Consider the following 26,305-nt stretch of genomic DNA (forward strand, 5'->3'; position numbering starts at 1 on the left):
TGATAATCGTTCTTGATTCTATCTGAGGGGGAGCGGACAGACAAGCGTCTGGCAGAGGGTATGGTCGACGGCCGCGAAAGTCTGCCGTTCTCATTTACTGTAGTGGCATAAAAACAGGATTATTTTTTTGATTGCTGCGAGCTGCCTTCCTGGTGGAGAAAAAAGATTATCAGCTTCAGACGAAAATGAATTTACCGCGGATTTGACGCGCTTTAAGACGTGGAGAAATTATTTAAACGCTACCGCAGGAGCATTTAATTCAGTAATGTCATGCTCAGGTTTATTAGAAAAAATAATAGTTCGGGGCATTTTTGCGGTAATTTGGATTAAGTATAAATAGTAAATTCATTTAATAATTCGGCCAGCTTCATCTGTTAATGGCTCAAAGGGTATCTGCTGGCTGACTCAACCCGCTTTTCACAATATCCCGGTAGGATAAAATAGTATTGCGCCCACGATTTTTTGCCAGATAAAGCGCCCGGTCGGCGTTAGCCAGCGCGCTGTCGAAATCTGTAGCTTTCATCTGTGCGTAACCCGCGCTGACCGTTACGTGGGTGGCAACCCGGTCATTAAAACGATGGGGAATTTCCAGATCGAGAACCGACTGGCGTATCCGTTCCGCCAGCTTGTGGGCTATTGATTCATTAATATTGGTCATCAGCACCAGAAACTCCTCACCGCCATAGCGCGTGACCACATCACGCGAACGCACCGCATCACGGATAGCTGCTGACACTCTGGCCAGCGCCTGATCGCCCATCGCATGACCGTAATTATCGTTATAGGCTTTGAAATGATCGATATCCAACAACAGTACAAAGTGATTGCCGGTGTCGGGAATATTTTCCAGCCGGTTCTTCAGTCCGCGACGGTTATACAGGCCGGTCAGAGGATCAATCATACTGAGTCCACTGTACTTTTCTTTATCTGCATACAGCTCGTGGACCAGGCGGCGGGTAAAAGTATCGCCACGGTGTTGCATCAGCTGATGCAGCGTCACGCCGATTAATGGCAGAGCGATAGTAAACAGGATCATCAGGATATTCTGCCCGTGATCCAACAACAGCACCGCCACCGAAGAGGGCGCTATATGCAGACAAAAAGCGGGTAAATGATTACCCAGAGCGATAACGCTGATAAAAAATACGCCAATCAGACTGAGCATCAGAAAACTGCTGTCAAAATAAAACACTAACTGGTACTTCGCGACAATTTGCCACACCCAAAGTAATCCGGTTAATAACGATACAATATTTAATACCGGAAATTCACCTTTAGGCCTTAAAAATATCCAGAGCAATAATCCGGAACTGAACACGGCCAGGATCAGTGTAGGTGTAATATAGCTGAAGGCGATTTTTTTCATATCGCTGCATAAACAAAATAAAGAGGTTGCTGCATTTAAAAAAAGAAATAGCATCAGCGAGAGCCTGTGCCTGCTGTTAAGCAATTCATCATAGCTTTGTAATTTCATTATTCTCTACTCGTTACTGCCCTGAATAATGCACGGTGATTAACAGAATTACCGTTCTTTTTTATTCCTGTAATAGTTTAATGTAGTTATTATTTTAAATTTATTTAATTTCGGACTGACTCAATTTATCACTTAATAACTTTACTGTCACCAGAAGGTTTAATTTTTCAACAGCATGATAACGATTTTTGCTGCAAGATGAGAATTATTACATTATGATATTGGGAATCATTATCATTTAAAATGGTGTGGGATTGGCTGATGCTGACAACAAAAGTAATACTCTGGCGGGGATATGAAAGTTTAGTAAAGCGGCTGGATAGCGCCTGGGGAGTGGTGCTTCCCTGTCTGGTAGTACCGCCGATTCTGCTGCTGGATCTCTCTTTCACCGCGTGGCGTACCATGATGGTATGTGCCTTACTGGCGACCATCGCTATGCTGTTTAACCAACGTTCGCGTCATTATCTGCTTCTGCCTTCCTGTCTGGCCGTGGCGTCAGGGATGGCGGCAATCTCAGTCAATTTTTCTGTGTTATAAGCGTTTTATGACAGGCTTATGGCAAAAAGCAGAGTGACATTTCAGTCGTGGTGGAACAAAAGAATTCTACGGGGGCTGGCTCAAAATAGAGTGAATGAATGGCGATCAACATGGTGCGAAGAGAGGGACTTGAACCCTCACGTCCGTTAAGACACTAACACCTGAAGCTAGCGCGTCTACCAATTCCGCCACCTTCGCGTCTTGTTGATCTGCTCATATCACCGCATTGGTGCGAAGAGAGGGACTTGAACCCTCACGTCCGTTAAGACACTAACACCTGAAGCTAGCGCGTCTACCAATTCCGCCACCTTCGCGCAGTGCTGTGCGATATGAACAACGTGGTTTGGTGCGAAGAGAGGGACTTGAACCCTCACGTCCGTAAGGACACTAACACCTGAAGCTAGCGCGTCTACCAATTCCGCCACCTTCGCCCGCCGTCAGTACAACAGTGTTGTATGACCACCACGGAGGCGCATTCTAGAGATTTTCCCCAACAGGTCAACAGTTATTTAACGCTGGTGCGGCAATCGCTGCAAAAAGCGCCAGAGACAAAAAACGTTAACTGCCCGGGAAAACCTTATTTTGATATAAAAAATATCTTCGCCTCGCTATGGTGGTTTTTTCAATATATCGGGAGTGATTATGAAATTGCTGGAGTGTATTGGAGTGCGTAATGCGGCTCTGTCCGCGGATCATAGATCTGACGCTGTGGTTGCGAAAAAAGACAAAAGTCTGAGCCGATTTGGGGAAAGTCGTTTTCTGCGAAAGATAGTGAAATCATACAATGCAGTTGTTCATATGAACAGAAGAGGCACCTGTAAGCCTGAGGAGAGGTATATCTCGTCACCGATAAGCAGTTCTGTAACGGCAACAGTCTTCAAAACGGTGCCCGATGAATTGAAACCCTGTTGCGAGAATCAGATTATTAAGCCTGATCACAAGCATCTGATTAAAAATAGAATAACTCGTGTCACTACCAGCGACTGTTCGAATACAGGGATGGCATTACCTGAAAATCCGCAGGGTGATCTTGAGTTAATAAAGGTGACATTCGGCAAAAAAGAGTACCGGATTAAAGACTGGGACATGGCCCCTGTACATGCCTGGGATTAACAGGCTGAGTTTGCGGAAGGTCATTCCGTTGTGATCGGCTAAAAAAGCCATGCTTATGAGTCCGGAAAAGTGAATGCCTGTCAACTCTACCTGACAGGCATTGTTTCTCTTCCTGACCGCCCCTGAATCTCACCACACGGGTGAAACAGTGCTGGAGTCAGAAACACCAGCTGGTATCCCTTCAGCGGCGGCGTATTTCAGTAAAACAGACGTTTAACGTTTTGCCGCTCGCGACCAGACCGCGCGATACACCTTGAAGCGCCCATTCTGCACCAGCACTTCGTGGCTGCCGAAGGTTTCATCCAGCACCTGTGGATAAGGGAGGAAAGCGTTGGCGACGATGCGCAGTTCACCACCGATATTAAGATGCTTAGCCGCGCCACGAATCAGCTGCTGAGCGGCTTCCAGGCTGGTTTGCATCCCATCATGAAACGGTGGGTTGGATATAATCATGTCATAGCGACCGTTCACCCCGGAATAAACATTGCTGGCAAAAACCTCCCCCTCCAGACCATTGGCGGCCAGCGTGGCTTTACTGGCCTCAACGGCGGCGGCGCTGACATCGGTCATCGTCAGGCGAACTTTCGGGGAGAAACGTGCCAGCATGGCAGACAGCACGCCTGCGCCACAGCCGACATCCAGCACCTTCCCTTTAGTGTGCGGTTTCAGGGTGGAGAGCAGCAGTTGACTGCCAACATCCAGACCATCGCGACTGAACACACCAGGCAGGGTTTTCACCGTCAGATCCCCCAGCGGATAGTCAGCCCACCATGCCTGCACATCAAACAGCGGTTTTTTATCAAGACGACCATAATAAAGGCCGCAGCGGCGGGCGCTGTCGATTTTATTCAGCGTGCTCCATTCTGCAACCATCGGTTCTGCGCTGCGCACGCCGCTGCGATTTTCTCCCACCACGAACAGGTCGCAGCCAGTGGGCAGCAGGGCGAGCAAATTTTCCAGCTGGAACTGTGCTTCCGGCTTATTTTTGGGCCAGAAGTAGATCAGGGTATCGCACTCCGCGACCATTTCCGGCGTCGCCAGCAGGCCGTAGTGAGCATTTTCTCCCAGTGTGCGGCTCAGTAGCTGCCAGTGATGATACTGCTGGGTATGCACCCGACTCAGCGCGGTATCCAGTTGGGCGGGCAGGTCGTCCTGCAAATCGCCGGCAAAGAGTACGCGGCGTTGAATAAACTCATCACTGTGACGCAGTATGACTTCACTGGCCGGGGTAAAAGCAGACATCGGTGGCTCCTTCTGAATCAGAACGGGGAGTATACCTGAATTAACCGGCGTTGCAGCCGGAAGTCACTCCGACCCCGGGGTAGTTGGCGCAGAGAGATGAGGTTTGTTAGCATAGCGCCGCAATCAAGCGGCCCGACGGGAATATGATGTCTTCCAGACGTGACTGGTTATTACAGCAAATGGGCATAACGCAGTATACGCTGCGCCGTCCGCGTGCCTTACAGGGCGAGGTTTCCATCACCCTGAGTGAACAGACACGCCTGCTGATCGTGGCCGAAACGCCGCCGGCGCTGAACGACCCCTTTATCAGCGATGTGCTGAAGGCCATGCTGCTTGATGAGCATCAGGTGATGGTTCTGACGCCGGAGCAACGGGCGATGCTGCCTGATAATACTGATTGTGTCAGCTGGTGCCTGGGGCTGTCTGCCCCGGTAACCGCCGATGGTTCCCACATTGCTTCGCCGCAACTGGCGGAGCTTTCTCACAACGCGAGTGCCAGGCGCGCACTCTGGCAACAAATTTGCAATTATGAATCAAATTTCTTTACTGACGTCGGGCGACCTGCAACGCGCTCTGGTGATTGAACAGCGCAGCCACGCCTTTCCGTGGAGTGAGAAAACACTGAGCAGCAATCAGGGCGAGCGTTATCTCAATTACCGGCTGGATGTGGGAGACAAAATGGCGGCCTTTGCCATCACCCAACTGGTGCTGGATGAAGCCACGTTGTTTAACCTGGCGGTGGATCCGGACTTTCAACGGCGCGGCATTGGTCAGGAACTGTTGCAGTTTTTGATTAATGCCCTGACGGCACGCAATATTCAGACGCTGTGGCTGGAGGTGCGGGCCTCCAATCGTCCGGCCATTGCGCTTTACGAACAGCTGGACTTTAACCAGGTTTCCGTACGCCGCAACTATTATCCTGCGGCGACGGGTAAAGAAGATGCCATCATTATGGCGCTCACCCTCTGAAATGACCGCGTTCAGTACAAGCGCGCCACCTGCACCCTGTGAACTGATAAGGTATAGCAATAATGTTGCAAGACTGGGACTGGATTTTATTCGATGCTGACGACACGCTGTTCCATTTTGATGCGCTGGCCGGTTTACAGCTTCTTTTTCAGCAATATGGTGTGACCTTTTCCGTCCATGATTTCGAAGAGTACCAGGCAATTAATAAACCGCTGTGGGTGGAGTATCAGAACGGCACCATCACCGCGCAGCAGCTACAGACCCGGCGTTTTGTCCGCTGGGGAGAGAAACTGAATGTCACCCCTCACCAGCTCAATGCCGGTTATCTGGCGGCAATGTCAGAAATCTGTCTGCCGCTGGCTGGCGCGCCGGATTTACTCCATGCATTGAAGGGCAGGGTAAAAATGGGGATCATCACCAACGGCTTTACCGCACTGCAACAGGCCCGACTGCAACGTACCGGTTTTCTGCACTATTTTGATTTGCTGGTCATCTCTGAAGAGGTGGGGTACGCCAAGCCGCATCCGGCCATTTTCGACCACGCGCTGGAGAAAATGGCGAATCCGCCACGGTCGAGAGTACTGATGGTGGGAGATAATCCGGATTCAGACATTCTTGGCGGGATAAGATCGGGGCTGGCCACCTGCTGGCTGAATGTGGACAACCGTCCGTTACCCGAAGGTGTCCAGCCCACCTGGCAGGTGCCTTCCCTGGCGGCGCTGCAAGAGATTCTCATTTCTTAAGTTTGCTCTTTTCAGCTTTTTATCTGTCAATATCGCAGCGGTTACATTTTGTGTATATCGCTGCACCAACAATCCCTCTCACCACGATATTTTATTCTGAAAATTCAGAACTCAAAAATATTGCCCAGGTTTTTCAGCTAATTCAGGTCCATTTTTGCCGGCAGGTATATAATATTTGGTTATTAAAGGTTAATAAGATTTACCTTAATAAGCATAAAATTACAAAATTAAACGATAAAACTCAGAATGTTCCTGGATGCGCCGGGCCATTGCCGACTAATTTACCTTATTTCCTTAACATAAGAGTATCTGAACAATTAAGGCGTGAAGTGTGCATCGTTGAATAATTGGAGTGGTGTTGTAAAATTGCCGAAAATTTCATATTAAACTGTAACCTTAGTTACGGGTCGGGTGACTGAACTCAGGCTCGTGCGGTAGCTATGGTCAGATATTCTGAAATAATGCATTGTTTATATTAAAGTTTTTTATTTAAATTGCTGTCTGTTCGGCATTCAGTTCTACTCTGGCGGCAGTTTGAACAGGATTGATTTTTTTGGTTCTTTTCAGATCTTATGGCGGCTGACAGCCAGGAACCGGCGGGGCGATTGCAGGCAGAGTTTTTAACTTTCTGCGGCGTTGCAGGTCGTGGTTTCTGATTTTTCACCTGCTGAATCATCTCTGCCGGGTACTTTTTCTGTAGCAATAAATGGTTTAGCACATTATTCAGTGCTGAAGAATAGTGTGGGCGGCATGAGATTTTTGCTCTCTGTACCACACCAGCTCTGCCTGGCGCGTTTCAGTATTTCCTTCTGCTGTGCCTGACGGGCCAACCGGCCAGGATATCTCTCTTTTTGTTAATAACTACTCTCCGGACCGTTTTGCGTCTTTTATTTGATAAAACTTCATGAGGATCATGGTGAAAATTCGAATCGCATTAAGCCTGCTGTTTGTTTTAACGGTTGCCGGATGTAAGGCACCCCCCAAGCCAATAACAGACGACACAATCGTCTCCAGCACCGTTGATGGTGTAAAACTGACCTATCGCCATGCGATACAGCCGCCAACGTCATTTACGCCGGTAAATGAAGAGTATCGCGCCTTGTATAACGCCTCGGTGATGACCCGTCCTGACTTCGGCGGCAAAGTGGTCAGCTACCTGGAAAACAGCAAGTCCTACACCGTGCTGGGTACGGTTGAGAACAACTGGTTCGCTATTGCAGACCAGGGACAGGAGCAGCTGCTGGGTTATGTACCAATGCGGGCGGTAGTGAAAAGCGACCTTTACGACAAAACCGTGAAAGCGGATTCACGTCGTAAACGCGTTCGTACCAGCGCGAAAAAACCTGCCAGAACAGCAACAACGGAACCTGGATCATCAACTGATAACGCGCTAATGGCCGCATCAATATGAACAGACAACGTTATTTGCGCCTGAGTATTCAGGCGCTTTTCCTGATGGCATTTGCTCTGCTGTCCGGTTGTGGATCTTCTTCACACAGTGTGCCCACGCACTACAGCCTGGTGTTCCGGGCTCATCCGCAGGTTAATGATGCCGCGCCGCTGAAGGTGCGGGTGTTATTGCTTAAGTCGGACGCCGATTTCATGTCTGCTGATTTCTATTCATTGCAGAACAACGCTGCCGGATTACTGGGTGGCAACTGCTGAACAGCGATCAGTTCTTCCTGATGCCAGGACAGCTTAATAAAGCCCTGAAGGGACAAACCACCCCCGAGGCACGCTATATCGGGATTCTTGCAGAATATCAGTCTCTCGATGGTAAAAAGTGGCGACTTTCCCTGCCTCTGCCCGTCCCCGATGAAGGCCATTTTTATCAAATCTGGCAAAGCTCACCGGACGAACTGAAAGCCGACATCATTGCTGACATCAGCGGGTTACGCGCCGTCAACGAATGATTCCAGCCTGAAAACGGAAGCCATTATGAATAAAGCAGATAAAGTGGTCTGGACCGAGGGCATGTTTCTGCGCCCACACCATTTCCAGCAGTCAGAGAGCTATCAACAAAGTCTGCTGCGCAGCTGGGGAATGGCTATGCGCCCTTGGCTGTGGGGCTTTCTGGATTACGAAATAGACGAAGCGATGCTGCGCCAGGGCAAAATTGCCCTCAGCTCGGCCAGTGGCCTGCTGCCTGATGGCACCTTCTTCTCATTCCGCGATGCGCGTAACGGGTTCTCATTCCGCGATGCGCGTAACGGGCCGCCGCCGCTGGCAATCCCTGATAATCAGGGGGCGGAAAAAGTGGTGCTGGCGCTGCCTGCGCGGCGCAATGGCCGCGAAGATGTCATCTTCAGCGAAGCCGCTGACTCGCTACATCACCTTCGAGCAGGAAGTGGATGATTGCAACGCACTTTCTGTCGGCCAGGCGGCGGTGCAGTTCGGCAAGCTGCGCCTGCGCTTAATGCTGGAAAGCGACCTGTCTGCTGAATGGACCGCGATGGCGACCGTTAAGGTGCGTCTCGACGGCAGCTATATTCCGCCGATGCTGAACAGCGTCGCGCATCCTCAGCTGTATGAATACCTCAGCGACATGCTGGGCCTGCTTGAGCAGCGCAGTCAGCAGATTGGTCAGCGCCTGCAACAGCCCGGACGCTTTAATACCGCCGATGTCACGGACTTTATGCTGCTGGCGCTGATTAACCACCATTTCGGCCAGGTCAGCCATCTGAAAAATGTGCCGTTGTTGCATCCTGAACAGCTGTTCGCCAGCTGGCTGGCCTTTGCCAGTGAACTGACGACCTGGACGCCACAACGTTTTCCGGACGGCAGTCTGCCGGTCTATGACCATGACGAGCTGGCCTGGTGCTTTGGCAAACTGATGCTGATGCTGCGTCAGGGCCTGTCGCAGGTACTGGAAGAGAATGCTATCCAGTTGCCGCTGACCGAACGTTCGCACGGCCTGAATGTGGCGACTGTGCCGGACAGCGCAATGGTGCGCGCCAATGTACCGGGTGAAGCCCTCCAGACTCACTTCCCGGCGCAGATGAAAGTGGCCCCGGTGACCAAAATCCGCGATCTGGTTCAGCTTCAGCTGCCGGGGATGGTGCTGCGCGCCATGCCGGTCGCGCCGCCGCAAATCCCCTGGCATGCCGGTTACAGCTACTTCGAATTAGAGAAGGGCAGCGAGCTGTGGCAGGAGATGGAAAAGTCCGGCACCTTTGCGCTCCATCTGGCCGGAGATTTTCCCGGTCTGGCGATGGAGTTCTGGGCCATTCGTAGTCACTCAGCCTGACGCAGGGAGCGAGGATCATGCAGGAACGACAGGCCACCCCGCAGGGTGACATCTTTTCAGGTGCCAGCAGCAACAACCCGCTGGTTGCGGCGGCAAACGCCTTACTTAACGCCATTCCACAAATTCGCCACTCGGTGACCCATGCCGATCCGGGCGGCTTGCGTCAGCGGCTGATTGACGAAATGCGCCAGTTTGAAATGAACTGTCAGCGCGCCGGTCTGCCCTATGAAGTGATCATTGGCGCTCGCTACTGCCTGTGCACCGCACTGGATGAAGCGGCGGCGCTGACCCCGTGGGGCAGCCGTGGCGTCTGGCCGGGGCAGGGCCTGCTGGTCACCTTTCACAACGAAACCTGGGGCGGCGAGAAGTTCTTTCAGCTGCTGGCCCGCCTGTCACAAAACCCCCGCGAGCAGATTGTTCTGCTGGAACTGATTAACTACTGCCTGCAACTGGGTTTTGAAGGTCGCTACCGGGTGCTGGACAACGGGCGTTCACAGCTGGAAACCATCAAGCAGCGCCTGCTACAGATGATCCGTTCGGTGCGTGGCGGCTATGCCCCGCCGCTCTCTCCCCATCCTGAAGACCACCCGGTTACCCGCAAGCTATGGCGTCCGGTGGTGCCGCTGTGGGCCTGCCTGTTTTATATCCTGCTCAACTGGCGACTGGGCGATGCCACCCGCCCGGTGCTGGCCTCGGTCTGGCAGATGCCTCTGCCGGAAGTGACCATCCAGAACCCCGCGCCACCAGCGCCTGCGGCACTGAATCTGAAAGGCTTCCTGCGCCCGGAAATCGAACAGGGACTGGTATCGGTGAAAGACGAAGCGGATCAAAGCGTGGTGACGCTGAAAGGCGATGGCCTGTTCACCTCCGGTTCAACCGCCGTGCGTGGACGCTATGAAGAGGTGCTGGATCGCGTGGCTCAGGCGATGAACAACGTCAGTGGCCGCATTCTGGTGATTGGCTATAGCGATAATGTGCCGATTCGCAGCGCGCGTTTCGCCTCTAACTACGAGCTGTCGCTGGCCCGCGCCCAGTCTGTTCAGGAACGTCTGCAACAGCATCTCAGCCAGCCGCAACGCGTGAAAGCCGAAGGCCGGGGCGAAACCAATCCGCTGGTGCCAAACACCACGGCTGAAAATCGTGCCCGCAACCGCCGTGTGGATATCACGCTGCTGGTTTCGCCGCAGAACACCCGTGCAGAACTGAACGTGCAGCAAGGAAATTAACGGATGATGAATATTCTCTTTGCCATCATGACCAACCGGTTGCTGTGGGGCTTTGTTGGCATCACCGCGCTTTCGTTCATCATCTGGGTGATTGGGCCGGTCTTCTCGATTGTTGATTCCCGTCCGCTGGAGCCGGAAGTCAACCGCCAGATCAGTATTGCGCTGCTTTACATCGCCTGGGGACTGAGCAATCTGGTGCCGCGCCTGTACAACGCCTGGCTTAACCGCAAACTGATGGGCAGCCTGAAAAATGCGCCGGAAGAGGGTGGCGATAACGATCGCAAGCGGCTGACCAATGAAGACAGGGTGCTGGCCGAGCGCTTTACCGAAGCGGCAGAGATGCTGAAAAAGGCGCACTTCAGCCGCGCCGGTAACCGTCGCTGGACCCAGCGCTTCAGCCGTCAGTACCTCTACCAGCTGCCCTGGTACGTCATTATCGGTGCGCCGGGTGCAGGGAAAACCACCGCGCTGGTTAATTCCGGATTGCAGTTCCCGCTGGCGGAACGCTTTGGTAAAGCGGCGCTGAGAGGTATCGGCGGCACGCGCAACTGCGACTGGTGGTTTACCAACGAAGCGGTGCTGCTGGATACGGCTGGTCGCTACACCACCCAGGAAAGCGAACAGCAGCAGGACGCCAGCGAGTGGAACAACTTTATCGGGTTGCTGCGTAAATACCGTGGTCGCCAGCCGATTAACGGCGTGATTGTCACCGTCAGTGTCTCCGACCTGCTGAGTCAGTCGGCGGAAGCATCGCGCCAGCAGGCGCTGTTGCTGCGTCAACGTCTGATGGAACTGCACGAGCAGTTAGGCATCCGCTTCCCGGTTTATGTACTGGTCACCAAAACCGACCTGCTGAAAGGCTTCCGGGCTTACTTCGCGAAATTCGACAAGGCGCAGCGCGACCAGGTGTGGGGATTTACCTTCCCGTGGGAGCGGTCAAAACATGCCGATTTCGATCTGCAAAGCGCCTTCACCCAGGAGTACGCGCTGCTTCAGCAGCGGCTGGATGCCGGTCTGCCCGACACCCTGTTGCAGGAAAGCGATGGTAAAGCCCGTGCGGAAAGCTTCCTGTTTCCTCAGGAGTTCGCCGCGCTGCGCACCCTGCTGGCTGACTATCTGGAGACGGTATTTGCCCGTTCCAACTTTGAAACGCAGTTCTCACCGCGTGGCATTTACTTTGCCAGCGGCACGCAGGAAGGGCTGCCGTTTGACCGGGTAATGGGCGAACTGAGCCGTGCGCTGCAACTGCCGCAGGATGAAGGCAGTCACAGCGAAGCCTGGGACAACGTCAATAAAGCGTCCCCCATCCCGGCAAATAAAGGGCAGAGTTTCTTCCTGAAGGATCTGCTGCAAAACGTCATCTTTCAGGAGGCTGGCCTGGCAGGCAGTAACCGCTGGTGGGAGCTGCGCAACCGTGCGGTGCTCTGGTCGGGCTATCTGGCACTGCTTGCTGCGCTGGTGATTGCCGGTCTGCTGTGGGTGACCAGCTTTGGCAACAACAAAAGCTACCTGGCTGAAGTCGAGGGCAAAGTGCCCAAAGTCACCGGGTTAAGCAAGGCGTTGCAGGCTAACAGTCTGACCGATCTTTACGCGCTGTTGCCGTTTCTCAACGGTGTGCTTGCCCTGCCGGAGAGCGAAGATTTTGACGTTAACGACCCGCCGATAACCCGCCGTATGGGGCTGTATCGCGGCACTGAAGTCAGCGACGCCAGCATGACGCTGTACCAGAAATCGCTAAAGCAGTTGCTGATGCCGCAGGTGGCGCAGTTAATCACCACCTGGCTGCGCAATGACAACGGCAGCGACGCCGATTACAGCTATGAGGCGCTGAAGGCGTATCAGATGCTCTATCAGCCGAAGCACTACGACGGTAAATTTCTGCATGCCTGGGTGATGCTCAACATTCAGCGCAATCAGCCGCAGAACATCACCTCGGCGCAGATCAAACAGCTGGACTGGCACCTGATGCAACTGCTGGAAACCCAGATCCAGGCCTCGCCGTATGCCAGGGACGACAACCTGGTAAAGCGCGAGCAGGCGCTGATTAATCAGATGCCGCTGTCGCAGCGCGTTTACGGACGCCTGAAGCGCCTGCTGGAACACGACGACAGCCTGAAGTCGGTGTCGCTGGCGTCACTGGGTGGCCCGCAAAGCGAACTGGTGTTCTCCCGTAAAAGCGGTAAATCCATCGGTGACGGCATTCCGGGATTATTCACGCCGGAGGGCTACTGGGGCAGCTTCGACAAAAACATCGCGGCGGTAACCGCCTCGCTGCATGACGATGACCAGTGGGTGCTGGGCGGCCAGGTGCAGGGTGAGAACAAGCAACAGACCGACCTTGCGGTGCGCCAGCTGTATATGGCGGATTACATGCGGCAGTGGGACAGCCTGTTGCAGGATATCACCCTGAACAGCAGCGCCGATCTCTCCCAGCGCATCAACGCGGCGCGGCTGCTTTCCAGTACCAATTCGCCGCTGCGTAAGCTGGTGATTAATCTCAGCCACTACCTGGTGCTGGATAAAACGGTGCCGGTGGATGACAAAGCGCAGAAAAAAGAGAGCGCCTCTGACAGCAGTGCCAGCAGCACGCTGGCGGCACTGTTCCACTCCAGCCAGGCGGCAACCGCCGCCAGCCAGCAACAGCAAACGCCGGAACAGTCAGTAACGGCTCACTTCGCGCCGATTATTGAGCTGGCACAGCCGCTGGACAAGGGTGGAAAAACCATCGCCTTTGATGATTTTCTCAAGCAAATCGACGATCTCTATCGCTACCTGACTGCGGTACAGGATGCGGCCAACAGCGGGATGCCGCCACCGGCCGGTGACTCTATCAGCCGCCTGCAGGCCAGCGCCGGACGGCTGCCAGGCTCATTGCAGAACATGTTTACCAGTATGGCGGTGGGGGCCAGCAGCGATACCCGCCTGCGCGATCTCGACAACGTGCGCAAGCGCATTAACGTTGAAGTGGGCAGCTTCTGTCGGCAGGCGATTGCCGGTCGCTACCCGCTGTCGCGCGCCGGGCGTTCAGAAGTCACCCCGGACGACCTCGCCCGCATGTTCGCGCCGGGCACTGGCCTGATGGACAGCTTCTTCCGTGACAATCTGGCTAACAAAGTCGATACCACGCAGGCCAACTGGCGCTTTACGCCGGGGATTGATGGCAAAACCCTGCCGGGCGGCGAAAGCGTGCTGCGTCCGTTCCAGCAGGCACAAAGCATCCGCGATGCCTTCTTCGCCAACGGCGCGACCACGCCGTCATTCCGCGTCACCGTCCGCACCCGTGAAATGGACAATAATATTCTGACCATGACGCTGGATGTGGACGGCCAGCAGCTGCGTTACAGCCACGGACCGCAGGCGGTCCAGCTGGTGAGCTGGCCGGGACCGGGCGGCACCAGTCAGGTCCGTATGCAGCTGGGGCTGGCTGACGGCACCACAGCGACGCTGGTGACCAACGGTGCCTGGGCGTTAAACCGTTTCTTCGACCGTGCGCAGCTGTCAGCGGGCAGCAGCAGCCTGAGCCGTCTGGCGGCTTTCAACGTTAACGGTCACCGTGTGACGCTGGAGTTCACGCCAAACAGCATCCGTAATCCGTTCCAGCTTCCTGGGTTCTCATGCCCCTAACCGCAAGGAAATGATGATGAGCCAGACACCTGCGATTGGCTGGTACGGGAAATTACCCAGTGCCGGTGATTTCCTTAAGCGACGTTTTCCTGAAACGCTCTGGCAGCAGTGGACCCAGTGGTTTCAGGTAGGACTGCTTAACTGGCAGAAAAACGAGCCGCAGCATCCGGAAAATGAAAAGCAGTTCAGCAATGCGCCAGTGTGGAATTTTGTGGTGCCGCCTATGCTGGGTAGTCAGTTGGTGCAGATGGGCTGCCTGCTTCCGGCGCGTGACAACGTCGGGCGACAGTATCCGGTTTGCGCGCTGCTGACCTTCTCACCGCAGAACTGGAGCTGGTCGCGGCTGGCGCTGGCGGGCGAGTGGTATCAGCAGCTGGGCCGCAGCCTGCTGCACGCGGTGCGCAACAACTACTCTGCGGAGCAGCTCGACCAGATGCTGCTCAGCATCGCGCCGCCGGTGGTGCCGGAGCAGGAGGTGTCATCTGACATTCTGGATGTGATTGGTCACGCTGACCGGCCTGTCACCCTCAGCTGGCCGCAGGTGGCGGACAGCTTTGATCCGCAACAGTACAGCAGTTTCTGGTGGACCAATCAGACCGATGGCTATCCGCTTTACACCCACGTGCACAGCGGCAACTTCACCAGCCAGCTGTTCTCAATGCTGTTCTTCCCGGCTGCGGGTGCCAAACCCGGACGTCATGGCCTTTATCCACCGATGTTTGAGTAACTGAGCATGAACACCATGAATATTGATGCGTTACTTGCGCCCGTCAGCAGTGAACACCCCTGCGGTGAAAATCTGGAATATGACGCCGATTACATGGCGATGGAACAGGCCAGCGCGGGTAAAGCGGAGCAGCAGTTTGGCGACACTATCATCCCCGCTGAACCGGCGGACTGGAACAAAGTGGAGCGGCTGGCCCTTGACCTGCTGAGTCGCAGCAAGGATTTACGGGTGATGCTGGTGCTGACCCGCGCCTGGACCCAGCTGCGCGGGTTGCCCGGCTACGCCAGCGGCCTGCAACTGATTCAGCAATCGCTGTTGCTCTATTGGGAACCGCTGTGGCCGCTGCTGGAAGAGGACGGAGAACGCGACCCCTTCTACCGTATTAATGCGCTGGCGGCGCTGGGAGATAAGTCAGCGCTCACATCTGCGGTGCGGCAGGCTCCGTTACTGCGCAGTGCTTCTGACCAGCTGTCACTGCGTGACGCCAGTGCATTGCTGGACGGCAGTAAAACCGAGTGTCCGGAATTTCCCGGCGGTCGCGCCCGTCTGACCGATGAGCTGGCACGCGGCGAACAGCCCGGCATTGCGGCAATCATCAGTATAAGTGAGCGGTTACAAACTATTCGCGAAACCCTGACCGAACAGCTGGGTGAAAGCGGCGTACCGGAGATGGAACAGCTGCTGAAGATGGTCAATATCATTGCCGCATCCTGCGAAGCGACCGACCTGAGCAGCCTGATCCCGACCTTATCTGCCCAGCCAGAGGCCAGCAGTGCAGAGGCACCGGCACCCCGGCCGGTAGTCCAGAAAGAAGCCGACTGGCGCAGCGTTAAACCGACATCACGGGCCGATGCTCAGCTGATGCTGGAAGAAGTAAAGCAGTACTTTGTGCAGCACGAGCCAAGCCATCCGGCTCCGCTGATGATTGACCGCGTACAACGGATGATTGAAATGGACTTTATGGACATTATCCGCGACCTCGCGCCTGACGGCGTCCATCAACTGGAAAACATTTTCGGACGCCGCGACAACTGAGCCGCCGCGTTTACTGACACACACCTCACCTGACTTCGGAGAACAGCATGGCAGGCAAATCCAGTGGGCAAAAATTCATCGCCCGTAACCGCGCACCGCGTGTACAGATCGAGTATGACGTGGAGATCTATGGTGCGGAACGCAAAATCCAGCTGCCGTTTGTGATGGGCGTGCTGGCCGACCTGGTTGGCAAGCCGGTTGAAGGGCTGCCATCCGTTGACGAACGTAAATTCCTTGAAATTGATATCGACAATTTCGACGAGCGGATGAAATCCCTCAAGCCGCGCGTGGCGTTTCAGGCGGATAACACCCTGACCGGCGAAGGTCGTCTGAATGTCGATCTCACCTTTAACAGCATGGAAGACTTCTCTCCGGACGCGGTGGCCCGCAACGTTGAGCCGTTAAGCAAGCTGTTGGATGCCCGCACCCAGCTTTCCAACCTGCTGACCTATATGGACGGCAAAAACGGGGCGGAAGAGCTGATCTCTAAAATCCTTCAGGATCCGACGCTGCTTAAATCACTGAGCCATCTGCCAAAACAGGAAGACGCGGCCAAAGGTGAGGAGGAGTAACCGATGAGCAACCCATCACAACAGCAACAGCCGCAGGAACAGCAGGGCTGGGCGCAGGATGAATTCAGCGCGCTGCTGAACAAAGAGTTCCGTCCCAAAACCGACTCTGCCCGCTCGGCGGTGGAAAGTGCGGTAAAAACCCTGGCACAGCAGGCGCTGGAAAACACCGTTACCGTCTCTAACGACGCTTATCGCACCATTCAGGCGCTGATCGCAGAGATTGACGAAAAGCTCTCTAAGCAGGTTAACGAAATTATTCACCATGATGATTTCCAGAAACTGGAAGGCGCATGGCGTGGCCTGAGCTACCTGGTGAATAACACCGAAACCGACGAGATGCTGAAAATCTGCTTTATGAGCATCTCCAAGCAGGAACTGGGCCGCACCCTGAAGCGTTACAAAGGGGTGGGCTGGGATCAAAGCCCGATCTTCAAGAAAATCTACGAAGAAGAGTACGGCCAGTTCGGCGGCGAGCCATTTGGCTGCCTGGTGGGCGATTACTACTTCGACCACAGCCCGCAGGACGTTGAGCTGCTGGGTGAGATGGCGCGGATTGCCGCGGCCTCTCACTGTCCGTTTATCACCGGCACCGGGCCGGGCGTGATGCAGATGGAATCCTGGCAGGAGCTGGCAAACCCACGCGACCTCACCAAAATTTTCCAGAACAGCGAATACGCCGCATGGCGCAGTCTGCGTGAGTCGGAAGATGCCCGTTATCTGGGGCTGGTGATGCCGCGTTTCCTTGCTCGTCTGCCGTACGGCATTCGCAGCAATCCGGTTGACAGCTTTGATTTTGAAGAAGAAACCGACGGCGCTAACCACAGCAACTACACCTGGACCAACGCGGCCTATGCGATGGCGGCCAACATCAACCGCTCATTTAAAGAGTACGGCTGGTGTACCTCGATCCGTGGCGTGGAGTCGGGCGGTGCGGTAGAAAATCTGCCCTGCCACACCTTCCCAAGCGACGACGGTGGCGTGGATATGAAATGCCCGACCGAAATCGCCATCAGCGATCGTCGCGAAGCGGAACTGGCGAAAAACGGCTTTATGCCGCTGGTGCACCGTAAAAACTCTGACTTCGCCGCCTTTATTGGTGCGCAGTCGTTGCAGAAACCGGCGGAGTACCACGACCCGGACGCCACGGCCAACGCCCGTCTGGCCTCGCGCCTGCCGTACCTGTTCGCCTGCTGCCGCTTTGCGCACTACCTGAAGTGCATCGTGCGCGACAAGATCGGCTCCTTCCGCGAGCGTGACGAAATGGAACGCTGGCTGAACGACTGGGTGATGAACTATGTCGATGGCGACCCGGCTAACTCCTCGCAGGAAACCAAATCCCGCAAGCCGCTGGCCTCAGCGGAAGTGCAGGTGGAAGAGATCGAGGACAACCCGGGTTATTACGCGGCCAAATTCTTCCTGCGTCCGCACTACCAGCTGGAAGGTCTGACCGTATCGCTGCGTCTGGTTTCCAAACTGCCATCGCTGAAAGCGGATAACGTCTGAGTTTTCAGATCGGTGATGAATAAAGGAGCAACGGCTGATGCGACGTCTGAATGTCTACACCGTGGAAGGTGATGTTAATGGTGATACCAACGATGAGGAATTTCCGTTAATGACGCTCTGCGATGAGTGCGTGGATAACTTCCGGATTGATTCTGAACAGGATTTGGAACCCGCGCCTTATTGCGATTATTGTGGTCTGTAATATCACACTGATAACGATCCGTTTATAAATTACCCGTTTTAAAACGGATCGCGCATCATTAAAAAATATTTTTATTCTCTGGTGTCGGAGATGATTTATTTCTTCCGGCTTACTCTCGCATTAAATAAGGCGAATTTATTTATTCGCTATTAATCCGCAGAGGTGTTCACCAATGAACACCTCTGCGTACTCTCTGAATCATCCTTGTAGCGAGCGATATTCAGGAGCAAGGCAGAGGTAAAATATGGACTGTTTTATTCAGCCCCATGCTTTCCTGTTTGCCATATCAGTGCTTTCCCTTAAGCAAATTGTTAACTAATGAAGAGTGGATAATTATGGCTATTGATATGTTTATGAAGGTTGACGGTGTGACCGGCGAGTCTAAAGACTCAAACCACACCGGCTGGACAGATATTACTTCTTTCTCCTGGGGCGCATCTCAGCCAGGTAATATGGCGGTTGGCGGCGGCGGCGGTGCTGGCAAAGTTAATTTTAATGACCTGCATGTCAATGCGCTGATCGACAAGTCAGTGACGGCAATCCTGAAAAACTGCGCCAGTGGTAAACATATGGCGAAAGTTGAAGTGTCAGTGTGCAAAGCCGGCGGCACTCAGGTTGAGTACGCGCGCATCACGCTGGAAGACGTGCTGGTCACCACCGTTAACTACAACGGTTCCAGCAACGGCGACACGCTGGGCATGACCTACTCATTCCAGGCCTCTAAAGTGAAACAGCAGTACTGGGAACAGAGTTCTTCCGGCGGTAAAGGTGCAGAGAGCACCGCTGGCTGGAATGTTAAAGAGAATAAAGAAGCGTAATTGCAAGCCTCCTCGTTAATGAGGAGGCTTACTAATAGTAATTAGTGGGGCTTAGCTAAGATTTAGCAATGATAAAGGGCAGTCTTATATGAGCACTATAAAAATAAGTCAGGCTCCAGGTATTGGTCAGCCTAATAAATTTCGAGATGTACAAACTGTTCAATCCTTGTTGAACAGTAATAAGCTCATAACGACACCTGGTATCGAACTGAGCGTTGATGGAAAAATCGGACCGAGAACGATTGAGCGAATAAAAGAATTTCAGCAAAAGGTCGTCAAATTATTCAGGCTGACGGTAAAAATTAATATAAAAGATATTGCTGAGTTTAAGCCACTTTATCAAAACAGTAAAAGTGCATGAAGTGAGAGGCTGTCTGGCTGGCGCCACCCCAAACGGCTATTTTGGAAGTGTAACAGATAGCTCTGGTTCTGATTATACAATGGATAAGCTTCTATAAAAATGGAAAAACTTATTTCTTATTATTGTTTTAATTAATTCCAGTAACTACGCAGTTTTTTTAAATAAATAAAATATATTTTTTCTGTTTTAATTTAAATGGTGTGATCTTGAGTCAGATTTCCTTACCCACTTCTACTCCTTCATTTTTTCGATTTATCAAAAAACCATATATTTCTTGAAACTATCAGAATGTATCAAAAAAGTGTGTTTGTACATGAAGAAATCTGCCTTTTGCATAACCAGTGCACTGGCGGAGATACAGTTGATATTAAAGCTATATAATTTTTTCGTGCTATTTTTATTCTGTTTGCTGTTTTGTTTTTATTACTTATTGCATTGGTTGTTTTTTTCATTGAGATTATGATTCTTTAAATCAGATGTATTGATGCACAAAGCAAAACGGGCAGAGACTGGTCTGTATTTAATCTGTTAACCTTTCTCTGATTAATTCAGTAAAGGAAAATATTATGCGTTGGACATTAACTGCGGCAGTCGGTTCCGGCCAGCCAAACCATGCTGAAGATGTGCGGAAAGTTCAGCAATTATTAAATCGCGCAGCCTGTGAAAGTCATAGCACTATTTTGCATGAAGATGGTAAATTTGGCCCTAAAACTCAGGCAAGAATAGAGGAATTTCAGCGTAATCAAGTGCATATGTCTCATGCCGATGGTGTGGTCAATATTAATGGCCCTACGCAACGTAAGCTGAATAACTCGTCCACTTCGGTACCCCAGCGCACCCCGACCGCACCTCAGTCTGCTGCATCCCTGGCCAACCGTATTGAGCCTGATAGTGCGGCGGCAGAGCTGCTGAAAAAAAGGGCGGCCCAGCGACCGGCAAACCATAAAATTGCCTGGTTTAACCGTGCTTTACCTGCGGCAATAAATGTGAAATCACGTTGGGGAGTACCCATTGCGGTGACTCTGGCCCAGGGAGCGCTGGAATCAATGTGGGGCACACATGCTCCAGGCAATATTTTCTTCGGAGTTAAGGGTAAATCACCTGAAGGAAAATCGATCAATGTCACCACTCACGAAGTATATGGTGGCAAATCGACAGTCATTCAGGACGGTTTCCGCTCCTACGACACGCTGGAGCAGTCTGCTGATGATTACGGACGCTTTCTCGCTACTAATCGTCGCTACCGCGTTGCTTTCTCATACAGCAACGATCCGGAAAAGTTTATTCATGAAGTGGTGAAAGCGGGCTATGCTACCGATCCTAAATATGAACATAAAATTTTGACCATCATCCGTGTTAATGGTTTGAAAGATTACGATTCACCACAGGTGTCGACCCCTGCAAGTTTCCAGAATGCTTTACATCAGTAAAAAAGGCCAATAGTGATAAGGAAAAATAAAATGAACAGCCTGGTAAATTCCAGATTGAGAGGTTGCCTGATCGCCTCATTACTGTTGATGACAGGTTGTGCTGGCGCAACCTCTGCACCTGACCTCAACCCGGTGGTTAAGCAAGTCAGGATGACCGTTGAGAAAGAGAAACTGGTCAGTAACCCCGGCTGTACTGACTATCTTTTCACTGAAAATGCTGAGAAGGGCATGGATTTGGTCGATGTTATGGAGAAACATGGCGGTCATTGTCCGGGGGATGTGCAGGTGCAGCATCGTCTTTTTAGCGTGTATGTTGACCAAAAAACAAAACAGATGCTCAGTGATAAGGAAGATCCTGACAGCGGTAACCTGTCTTTGTTGCCACCAGCAAAGTAATACGTCAGTTTAATCATCCTGGTTATTTTTGCATACAATGTTGGAGTCCAGTCACCATCTAAAGGTTTTAGGGGTTCTCCCGTTCTGAAAGTGATAAATGGTCTGTTAAATGAAGATCTGGATACTTCATGGAAGAAATTTGCATACAGTCATGGTGCAATTATGAAGGGATTAATTAAAAGGCATCAGTCCGAATTAGATGTATTTCATAAATGTATTTATATCAAATCATGAAACTTCTCATTGTGTGTTTTAGTCTGTTAGTCATTTCATCTGCCGCGTATGCCGAACAAAGTGTGGAAGTGTTCGATGGTAAAAAATACCAGGTAAAAATAACCAGCAACTGCGAAGAGGGTGAAATGACCTGTGACAATATTGTCTTTGAGTCAAAGAGTAAAAAAAGCGGTAAAAGTATCGTATTAAAGGGCGAGACTGTTAACACAGATTGCCCCGGTGTTTGTAATTTTCGCGGCTATCGTTACAAAAATGGTGACTACAGCTATACCATATTGAGTAACCAGCAGTATAAAAATGTATGGTCCCTTTCAATTATGAAAGGAGATAAAGTTATTGGCATGGATGAGGGGAGCATCAATTAAGATTTTGCTCTCGCTTGTTGTTTTCCTAATCGCTGGCATTTGTCTGAATGCCAGCGCAAATGCCGAAAGCACTGAAGTATTCGATGGGGAGCGATTTATCATCACCATAACCGGACATTGCCCCGAAGGCTTTGTCTCTTGTGAGAATGTAACATTCGCTTCTAAAAACAAGAAAACAGGAAGTGGCATCACCCTGAAAGGAAAAACGGTAAATATAAACTGTCCTGCTACCTGCGATTTTCGTGGTTATGAGTTTAAAAACGGCTTATATAAATACTCACTGCTTACCAATGACTTTGTTAGCTGGAATTTGAATGTGTTTAAGGGTAATAAACTGCTCTCTACAGATACGGGGAAGATGGAGTGATTTTTCTGATTCAAGAAAAATAGCTCTGAAAATTGAGCCGATGGCATAATTTCCATGCCTGATAACGCGAGATTTCAATGAAAAGAGCATTAATATCATTACTCATTTTTTTATCATTCTGTTCTGCGGCCAAAACGTCCCTTATGGCTTTAAATGTCAGCCCTTACCAAAAGTCTCTCTACAACGAAGCGATTAAACACAACATTAACGGTGCTGTACCACTCAACAGCCAGAGTTTCTCTGTGGTTGTTGAGGGTAAAAAAATGGGTGACTTTATCACTGGTAAGGGTTTCAACGCACATGATGGTAACGTCTGCTTTGTTGGCTGGTCAGAGAAAAAGCCGACGGTGAAAACGGTGATCCCAACCATTGGTTTTGACGACTGGGAAGCGGAAGTGTGCAACGAGACGAAATCTGTGGGGATCGTCTCCAGCAACAAGGATCCCGCCATTAAAATTGCCGTTATCTATCTGGCTGCATCGCCCAGTGCCACCGCCGATGAAGCGATCATTTTTTCTGTAGACCGCACCACCAGTGATATTGAAATCGATAAAGCGTTAACTACAGAGGTGGGTTCTTCCGGCGCGAAGACCATCAAAGAATTGAAAAAGAAACTGAGTGAGCAGCCCTGATTTATTTCATAAGCTGAGATTATTACCATAACTAATAATCTCTGTTTATTTCCGTCATATTCAGGTTGCAGATAAAAAGTCCTGACAAAAAAACAGCATTCAACTTATTCTGGCTACGCTCGTGAAAAAAATTAAAAATCTGTCACCGATAATCATCATTTATACAATGAAAAAATTTTCTTCCTTCTTTATGGCATTCGCACTGCTGTTCACCGCTCTGGCCGTACAGGCGCAGGAGGATTGCAGTAAAAAAACCATCAGCTGGGCCGTTGATGAATGCTTTGTAAATAACAAAGAGGCCACCGAAAAGGTGCTGAACAGCGAGTATCTGGCGGCCAAGCAGCGCACGGTCGAAGAGTACAGCTATGATGACAAGGTGGTGAAACAGCAGCTGCAAATGCTGCTGGATACGCAACGCAACTGGCTGAAATACCGCGAAGGCCAGTGTGAAATGGAAGCCAGCGTGGCAGATAAAAACAGCAACGCCTGGCTCAGCCTGTTCAGTGAATGTATCAATAAGCTGGATAAACAGCGTATCGCCCAGTTTAAAGAGATGCCTTACGGTTAACCGCTGGACGGTGCCGCGCAGCTTTGTTTTCTTCCCGCAGCCCGGGAATATTTCACAACATCTCATCCACCTCGTCGGGTGCTGTTAATGCCACCTGCTATGCGGGTGGGTTTTTTATTTGCCAGTCCGACTGCGGGCAGCGCCCGCGATGCGGGTACAGGCTGATAATCGCCTGCGCCTTGACGCCTGCTGGTACAGGCTCTGACTTCTGCACCCCCTCCGTTATCAGGAAAACGTTATGCGATTTACGATAATAGCGAATAAGCCCGGCCATCAGCCGCCGCAAAGCAGCTGCGATTTCCAGCCGCCGGGCGGCACCATTGGCCGCGGCGTGGATAATAATCTGGTGTTGCCAGACGATGACCGCACAATTTCCCGGTTACAGGCGATTGTGCATATTACGGCGGATGGCGAGTGCCGCATCACCAACCGTGGCAACGTGACGCTGGTGCACCTGAATGATATTCCACTGGAGCGGGGACGGCAGGTGGATTTGCAGGAGGGCGATATCCTCAGTATTGACGATTATCGTTTGCAGGTCAGCGAGCTGAACTCTGCCGCTCCGCCGGTAGCGCGTCCGGCTGCGGTTGCCCGTCCCGTCGCCCCGCAGTCGCCACCGCAGCCTGCCCCTGCTGCCCCTTCGGCACCGGCGGCGATCCCCAGTGAAATCTGGGACAGCCTGGCGGAGGAGTTCTCGATCAGCGACAGCCTCTCCAGCCGCAGTAAACCGATGCAAAGCAGTGCCAACCCGCTGACCGACGCCCCGGCCCCGGATCGTAATCCGGTCGATCCGCTGGCACAGTTTTCCGGGAAAACCGATTCGCTTAACCTTGATCGCCGCCAGCCGCAGCCTGATGCGCTGTTCAATAATGACAACCTGTTCAACAGTGACAGCATTTTTGATGACAGCACCCCCAGCACCTTGATGCAGCAACCCGCAGCCAAAACCGCGCCTGACGCGAAGGATGAGATGGATCCGCTGGCGCTGTTTGGTGGCGGCAGCAAACCTGCTCAGGTGAACAGCGACGATCCCCTGGGGCTGCTGATGGGTAATGCCGTTCCCTTAACCCCGATGGATCTGCCGCAAAACGCCGCGACGCCACAGCCTGACGCTGCCCGACCACAGCCTGAAAAACCCGCCGTTCCGCCTGCTGCCGGGCCGGACAGCGATTTCGACCTTTTTGGTGAAAAGCAGGGTGATGCGGATCTTGCCAGCTCACCGCTGTTTGCCGCGCAGCCAGACGCACTGGCGCAGTCACCGCTGTTCGACGAACCGCCTGCCGCCTCACCGCCCGGTGGCTCCGGGACGCCACCGCCTGAGAGAACGGTAGCCGATACCCCAGCACCACAGCCGGATTACGGCGGTATCACCTTGCCGACGCCGCAGGCGGTAGCCCGCAGCACCACGCCGCCGCCGAAGGGCCGTCTGCGTATCGATCCGGTGTCCAACAGCACCTTGCAGCAGGGCAGCACCGCCCCCTCGGCGGGCGAAACGCTGGACGGTGAGTTGCTGGACGCGCTGATTAGCGGCATGGGGCTGAACGATCTGCAACCCACGCCGCGTTTCGACAGCGATACCATGCAGGAACTGGGACAGATGCTCAGTATGTTTTCGCAGGGCACCGTGGCGCTGCTCTCCTCCCGCTCGATTCTTAAGCGTGGAGTGAAGGCCGAAATGACGGTGATCCTCGATGAGGCCAACAACCCGTTCAAATTGCTGCCTTCCGGTAAATCGGTGCTGATGCAGATGTTTGGCAGCCGCATGCCGGGCTTTATGCCGCCGAAGCAGTCGGTGCGTGATGCGCTGGTGGATCTACAGGCCCACCAGCTGGGGATGATCGCCGGTATCCGCGCCATTATCGCCTCGATGCTGCAATCCTTTAACCCGCAGCAGCTGGAAGAGGAAGCCAGACAGGAGGGCATTACCTCGCGTCTGTCTCTGCCCGGCAGCCGCAAAGCCGCGCTGTGGGAACACTTCACCAAACGCTACGGTGAAACCGCCGGTGAAATCGAAGATGACTTCCATACCCTGTTTGGTGAGGCATTCCTGCATGCCTACGATATGGAAGTGAATCAGTACAAAGACTCTCAAATCAGATCGGAAGAATGATGAATATCACCATTGCCTCTATGTCTAATCAGGGAGCCCGCGAAAGTAACCAGGACCAGACCGGCGAGAGCATCGGCGAGCGATCGGCCTGCTTCGTGGTCTGTGACGGTGTGGCGGGATTGCCGGGTGGCGAGGTTGCGGCGGAACTGGCGCGCAACACCATCCTTGAGCGTTTCGACGGTGAGCAGCATCTGGACGCTCAGCGTATTCGTCAGTATGTCAACGATGCCAACAGCGCCATTCGCCGCCAGCAGAAAGCGCTCAGCGACTACAAACGCATGGGCACCACGATGGTCAGCCTGTTTATCGACCGGGACTACGAGCTGGCCTACTGGGCGCATGCGGGCGACAGCCGCCTGTATCTGTTCCGGCGCGGCTATCTCTACCATGTCACCACCGATCACAGCCTGGTGCAGCAGATGAAAGATGCCGGTCACCAGACCGAAGGGATCAACGGCAATCTGCTCTATTTTGCGCTGGGGATGGGGGATGAAGAACGCGACGCCAGCTACAGCGATGTGGTGCCGATTGAGGATGGCGATGCCTTTCTGCTCTGTACCGACGGCTTCTGGCATGGCCTGTCGCATGAGCATATGCAGCAGTCTCTGCATATGGTCAACACCCCGGATGAATGGCTGACGCTGATGCAGCAGGTGATCCGCAAAAACGATCTGCAATCGCAGGCAAGCCAGGACAACTACAGTGCGGTCGCCGTCTGGGTGGGCGATCCGCAGGACACCACGCTGCTGCATTCGCTGTCGGAAGCGGCGCAGTTTTTCCCTCTTCGTGATTAACCGCCTTCAAGGACTT

Annotated in this window: 26 protein-coding genes, 3 tRNA genes and 3 pseudogenes; 27 read left to right on the plus strand and 5 right to left on the minus strand. The window is 52.7% G+C overall.

What is annotated here, in order from left to right:
* Positions 1-382 precede the first annotated feature (382 nt).
* Positions 383-1,474, minus strand: a complete 1,092-nt coding sequence (locus AC3RPL_RS22630; RefSeq protein ID WP_490741615.1) for a GGDEF domain-containing protein — start codon at positions 1,472-1,474, stop codon at positions 383-385.
* Between the two features lie 261 nt (positions 1,475-1,735).
* On the opposite strand from AC3RPL_RS22630, the gene AC3RPL_RS22635 reads away from it, so the two are divergent.
* Positions 1,736-2,011 (plus strand): DUF1435 domain-containing protein, encoded by a 276-nt coding sequence (locus AC3RPL_RS22635; protein WP_490741616.1) that lies wholly within the window; start codon positions 1,736-1,738, stop codon positions 2,009-2,011.
* Positions 2,012-2,122: 111 nt separating this feature from the next.
* Here the strand turns inward: AC3RPL_RS22635 and AC3RPL_RS22640 are convergent.
* The 3 genes from AC3RPL_RS22640 to AC3RPL_RS22650 form a co-directional block, all read right to left on the minus strand.
* Positions 2,123-2,209: transfer RNA gene (locus AC3RPL_RS22640), tRNA-Leu, on the minus strand.
* Between the two features lie 29 nt (positions 2,210-2,238).
* Positions 2,239-2,325, minus strand: a tRNA-Leu gene (locus tag AC3RPL_RS22645).
* 30 nt (positions 2,326-2,355) lie between these two features.
* Positions 2,356-2,442, minus strand: a tRNA-Leu gene (locus AC3RPL_RS22650).
* A 24-nt stretch (positions 2,443-2,466) separates the two neighbouring features.
* Here AC3RPL_RS22650 and AC3RPL_RS22655 point away from each other — a divergent pair.
* Both AC3RPL_RS22655 and AC3RPL_RS22660 read left to right on the plus strand, forming a co-directional pair.
* The gene (locus AC3RPL_RS22655; RefSeq protein ID WP_490741617.1) at positions 2,467-2,685 is read left to right on the plus strand and encodes a hypothetical protein; all 219 of its coding nucleotides are present in this window, start codon (positions 2,467-2,469) and stop codon (positions 2,683-2,685) included.
* Positions 2,654-3,124 (plus strand): RluA family pseudouridine synthase, encoded by a 471-nt coding sequence (locus AC3RPL_RS22660; RefSeq protein ID WP_490741618.1) that lies wholly within the window; start codon positions 2,654-2,656, stop codon positions 3,122-3,124. The genes AC3RPL_RS22655 and AC3RPL_RS22660 overlap by 32 nt, the downstream gene beginning before the upstream one ends.
* A gap of 213 nt (positions 3,125-3,337) precedes the next feature.
* Here the strand turns inward: AC3RPL_RS22660 and rsmC are convergent, their stop codons facing one another.
* Positions 3,338-4,366 (minus strand): 16S rRNA (guanine(1207)-N(2))-methyltransferase RsmC, encoded by a 1,029-nt coding sequence (gene rsmC, locus AC3RPL_RS22665; RefSeq protein ID WP_034939505.1) that lies wholly within the window; start codon positions 4,364-4,366, stop codon positions 3,338-3,340.
* 143 nt (positions 4,367-4,509) lie between these two features.
* Here rsmC and AC3RPL_RS22670 point away from each other — a divergent pair, with 143 nt between their 5' ends.
* From AC3RPL_RS22670 to AC3RPL_RS22785, 24 genes and pseudogenes are all read left to right on the plus strand, one after another.
* Positions 4,510-4,950 (plus strand): DNA polymerase III subunit psi, encoded by a 441-nt coding sequence (locus tag AC3RPL_RS22670; RefSeq protein ID WP_490741619.1) that lies wholly within the window; start codon positions 4,510-4,512, stop codon positions 4,948-4,950.
* Positions 4,895-5,335: a ribosomal protein S18-alanine N-acetyltransferase gene (gene rimI / locus AC3RPL_RS22675; protein WP_490741620.1), complete on the plus strand. Its 441-nt coding sequence runs from the start codon at positions 4,895-4,897 to the stop codon at positions 5,333-5,335. Before AC3RPL_RS22670 ends, rimI begins: the two co-directional genes overlap by 56 nt.
* Before the next feature lie 62 nt (positions 5,336-5,397).
* On the plus strand, positions 5,398-6,078 hold the full coding sequence (yjjG, locus tag AC3RPL_RS22680) for a pyrimidine 5'-nucleotidase (RefSeq protein ID WP_490741621.1): 681 nt from the start codon (positions 5,398-5,400) through the stop codon (positions 6,076-6,078).
* A 916-nt stretch (positions 6,079-6,994) separates the two neighbouring features.
* Positions 6,995-7,461 (plus strand): annotated as a pseudogene (locus AC3RPL_RS22685) (SH3 domain-containing protein).
* A gap of 72 nt (positions 7,462-7,533) precedes the next feature.
* A pseudogene (gene tssJ / locus AC3RPL_RS22690) lies at positions 7,534-7,991 on the plus strand (type VI secretion system lipoprotein TssJ).
* 25 nt (positions 7,992-8,016) lie between these two features.
* Positions 8,017-9,325 (plus strand): annotated as a pseudogene (gene tssK, locus AC3RPL_RS22695) (type VI secretion system baseplate subunit TssK).
* A 17-nt stretch (positions 9,326-9,342) separates the two neighbouring features.
* Positions 9,343-10,551, plus strand: a complete 1,209-nt coding sequence (locus AC3RPL_RS22700) for a DotU family type VI secretion system protein (RefSeq protein WP_490741622.1) — start codon at positions 9,343-9,345, stop codon at positions 10,549-10,551.
* A gap of 3 nt (positions 10,552-10,554) precedes the next feature.
* Entirely contained in the window at positions 10,555-14,175 is a 3,621-nt protein-coding gene (gene tssM / locus AC3RPL_RS22705; protein ID WP_490741623.1) for a type VI secretion system membrane subunit TssM, read from the plus strand.
* A 16-nt stretch (positions 14,176-14,191) separates the two neighbouring features.
* Positions 14,192-14,902, plus strand: coding sequence for a type VI secretion system-associated protein TagF (gene tagF / locus AC3RPL_RS22710; protein ID WP_490741624.1), 711 nt, complete (start codon positions 14,192-14,194; stop codon positions 14,900-14,902).
* Between the two features lie 15 nt (positions 14,903-14,917).
* Complete coding sequence (gene tssA / locus AC3RPL_RS22715) at positions 14,918-15,937, plus strand: type VI secretion system protein TssA (RefSeq protein WP_490742117.1); 1,020 nt, start codon at positions 14,918-14,920, stop codon at positions 15,935-15,937.
* 47 nt (positions 15,938-15,984) lie between these two features.
* Positions 15,985-16,509, plus strand: a complete 525-nt coding sequence (tssB, locus tag AC3RPL_RS22720) for a type VI secretion system contractile sheath small subunit (RefSeq protein ID WP_034939529.1) — start codon at positions 15,985-15,987, stop codon at positions 16,507-16,509.
* Positions 16,510-16,512: 3 nt separating this feature from the next.
* The gene (gene tssC, locus AC3RPL_RS22725; protein WP_490741625.1) at positions 16,513-18,012 is read left to right on the plus strand and encodes a type VI secretion system contractile sheath large subunit; all 1,500 of its coding nucleotides are present in this window, start codon (positions 16,513-16,515) and stop codon (positions 18,010-18,012) included.
* A gap of 37 nt (positions 18,013-18,049) precedes the next feature.
* On the plus strand, positions 18,050-18,214 hold the full coding sequence (locus AC3RPL_RS22730; RefSeq protein ID WP_490741626.1) for a hypothetical protein: 165 nt from the start codon (positions 18,050-18,052) through the stop codon (positions 18,212-18,214).
* Between the two features lie 335 nt (positions 18,215-18,549).
* Positions 18,550-19,032, plus strand: coding sequence for an Hcp family type VI secretion system effector (locus AC3RPL_RS22735; protein WP_490741627.1), 483 nt, complete (start codon positions 18,550-18,552; stop codon positions 19,030-19,032).
* Positions 19,033-19,120: 88 nt separating this feature from the next.
* Positions 19,121-19,393, plus strand: a complete 273-nt coding sequence (locus tag AC3RPL_RS22740; protein WP_490741628.1) for a peptidoglycan-binding domain-containing protein — start codon at positions 19,121-19,123, stop codon at positions 19,391-19,393.
* A 566-nt stretch (positions 19,394-19,959) separates the two neighbouring features.
* Positions 19,960-20,823 (plus strand): glycoside hydrolase family 73 protein, encoded by an 864-nt coding sequence (locus tag AC3RPL_RS22745; RefSeq protein WP_490741629.1) that lies wholly within the window; start codon positions 19,960-19,962, stop codon positions 20,821-20,823.
* A gap of 30 nt (positions 20,824-20,853) precedes the next feature.
* A complete protein-coding gene (locus AC3RPL_RS22750; protein WP_490741630.1) occupies positions 20,854-21,219 on the plus strand; it encodes a flagellar basal body L-ring protein FlgH in 366 nt (121 codons plus the stop codon).
* Between the two features lie 24 nt (positions 21,220-21,243).
* Positions 21,244-21,453: a glycoside hydrolase family protein gene (locus tag AC3RPL_RS22755; protein WP_490742118.1), complete on the plus strand. Its 210-nt coding sequence runs from the start codon at positions 21,244-21,246 to the stop codon at positions 21,451-21,453.
* 62 nt (positions 21,454-21,515) lie between these two features.
* The gene (locus tag AC3RPL_RS22760; protein ID WP_152542815.1) at positions 21,516-21,818 is read left to right on the plus strand and encodes a hypothetical protein; all 303 of its coding nucleotides are present in this window, start codon (positions 21,516-21,518) and stop codon (positions 21,816-21,818) included.
* A complete protein-coding gene (locus tag AC3RPL_RS22765) occupies positions 21,790-22,185 on the plus strand; it encodes a hypothetical protein (protein ID WP_490741631.1) in 396 nt (131 codons plus the stop codon). The genes AC3RPL_RS22760 and AC3RPL_RS22765 overlap by 29 nt, the downstream gene beginning before the upstream one ends.
* 143 nt (positions 22,186-22,328) lie before the next feature.
* A complete protein-coding gene (locus tag AC3RPL_RS22770; protein ID WP_490741632.1) occupies positions 22,329-22,817 on the plus strand; it encodes a hypothetical protein in 489 nt (162 codons plus the stop codon).
* Positions 22,818-22,983: 166 nt separating this feature from the next.
* On the plus strand, positions 22,984-23,385 hold the full coding sequence (locus AC3RPL_RS22775) for a lysozyme inhibitor LprI family protein (protein ID WP_490741633.1): 402 nt from the start codon (positions 22,984-22,986) through the stop codon (positions 23,383-23,385).
* Between the two features lie 238 nt (positions 23,386-23,623).
* Positions 23,624-25,495 (plus strand): type VI secretion system-associated FHA domain protein TagH, encoded by a 1,872-nt coding sequence (gene tagH, locus AC3RPL_RS22780; protein ID WP_490741634.1) that lies wholly within the window; start codon positions 23,624-23,626, stop codon positions 25,493-25,495.
* Positions 25,495-26,289: a PP2C family protein-serine/threonine phosphatase gene (locus AC3RPL_RS22785; protein ID WP_034939609.1), complete on the plus strand. Its 795-nt coding sequence runs from the start codon at positions 25,495-25,497 to the stop codon at positions 26,287-26,289. Before tagH ends, AC3RPL_RS22785 begins: the two co-directional genes overlap by 1 nt.
* Positions 26,290-26,305: the final 16 nt, after the last annotated feature.

Source organism: Erwinia papayae (assembly GCF_058241465.1).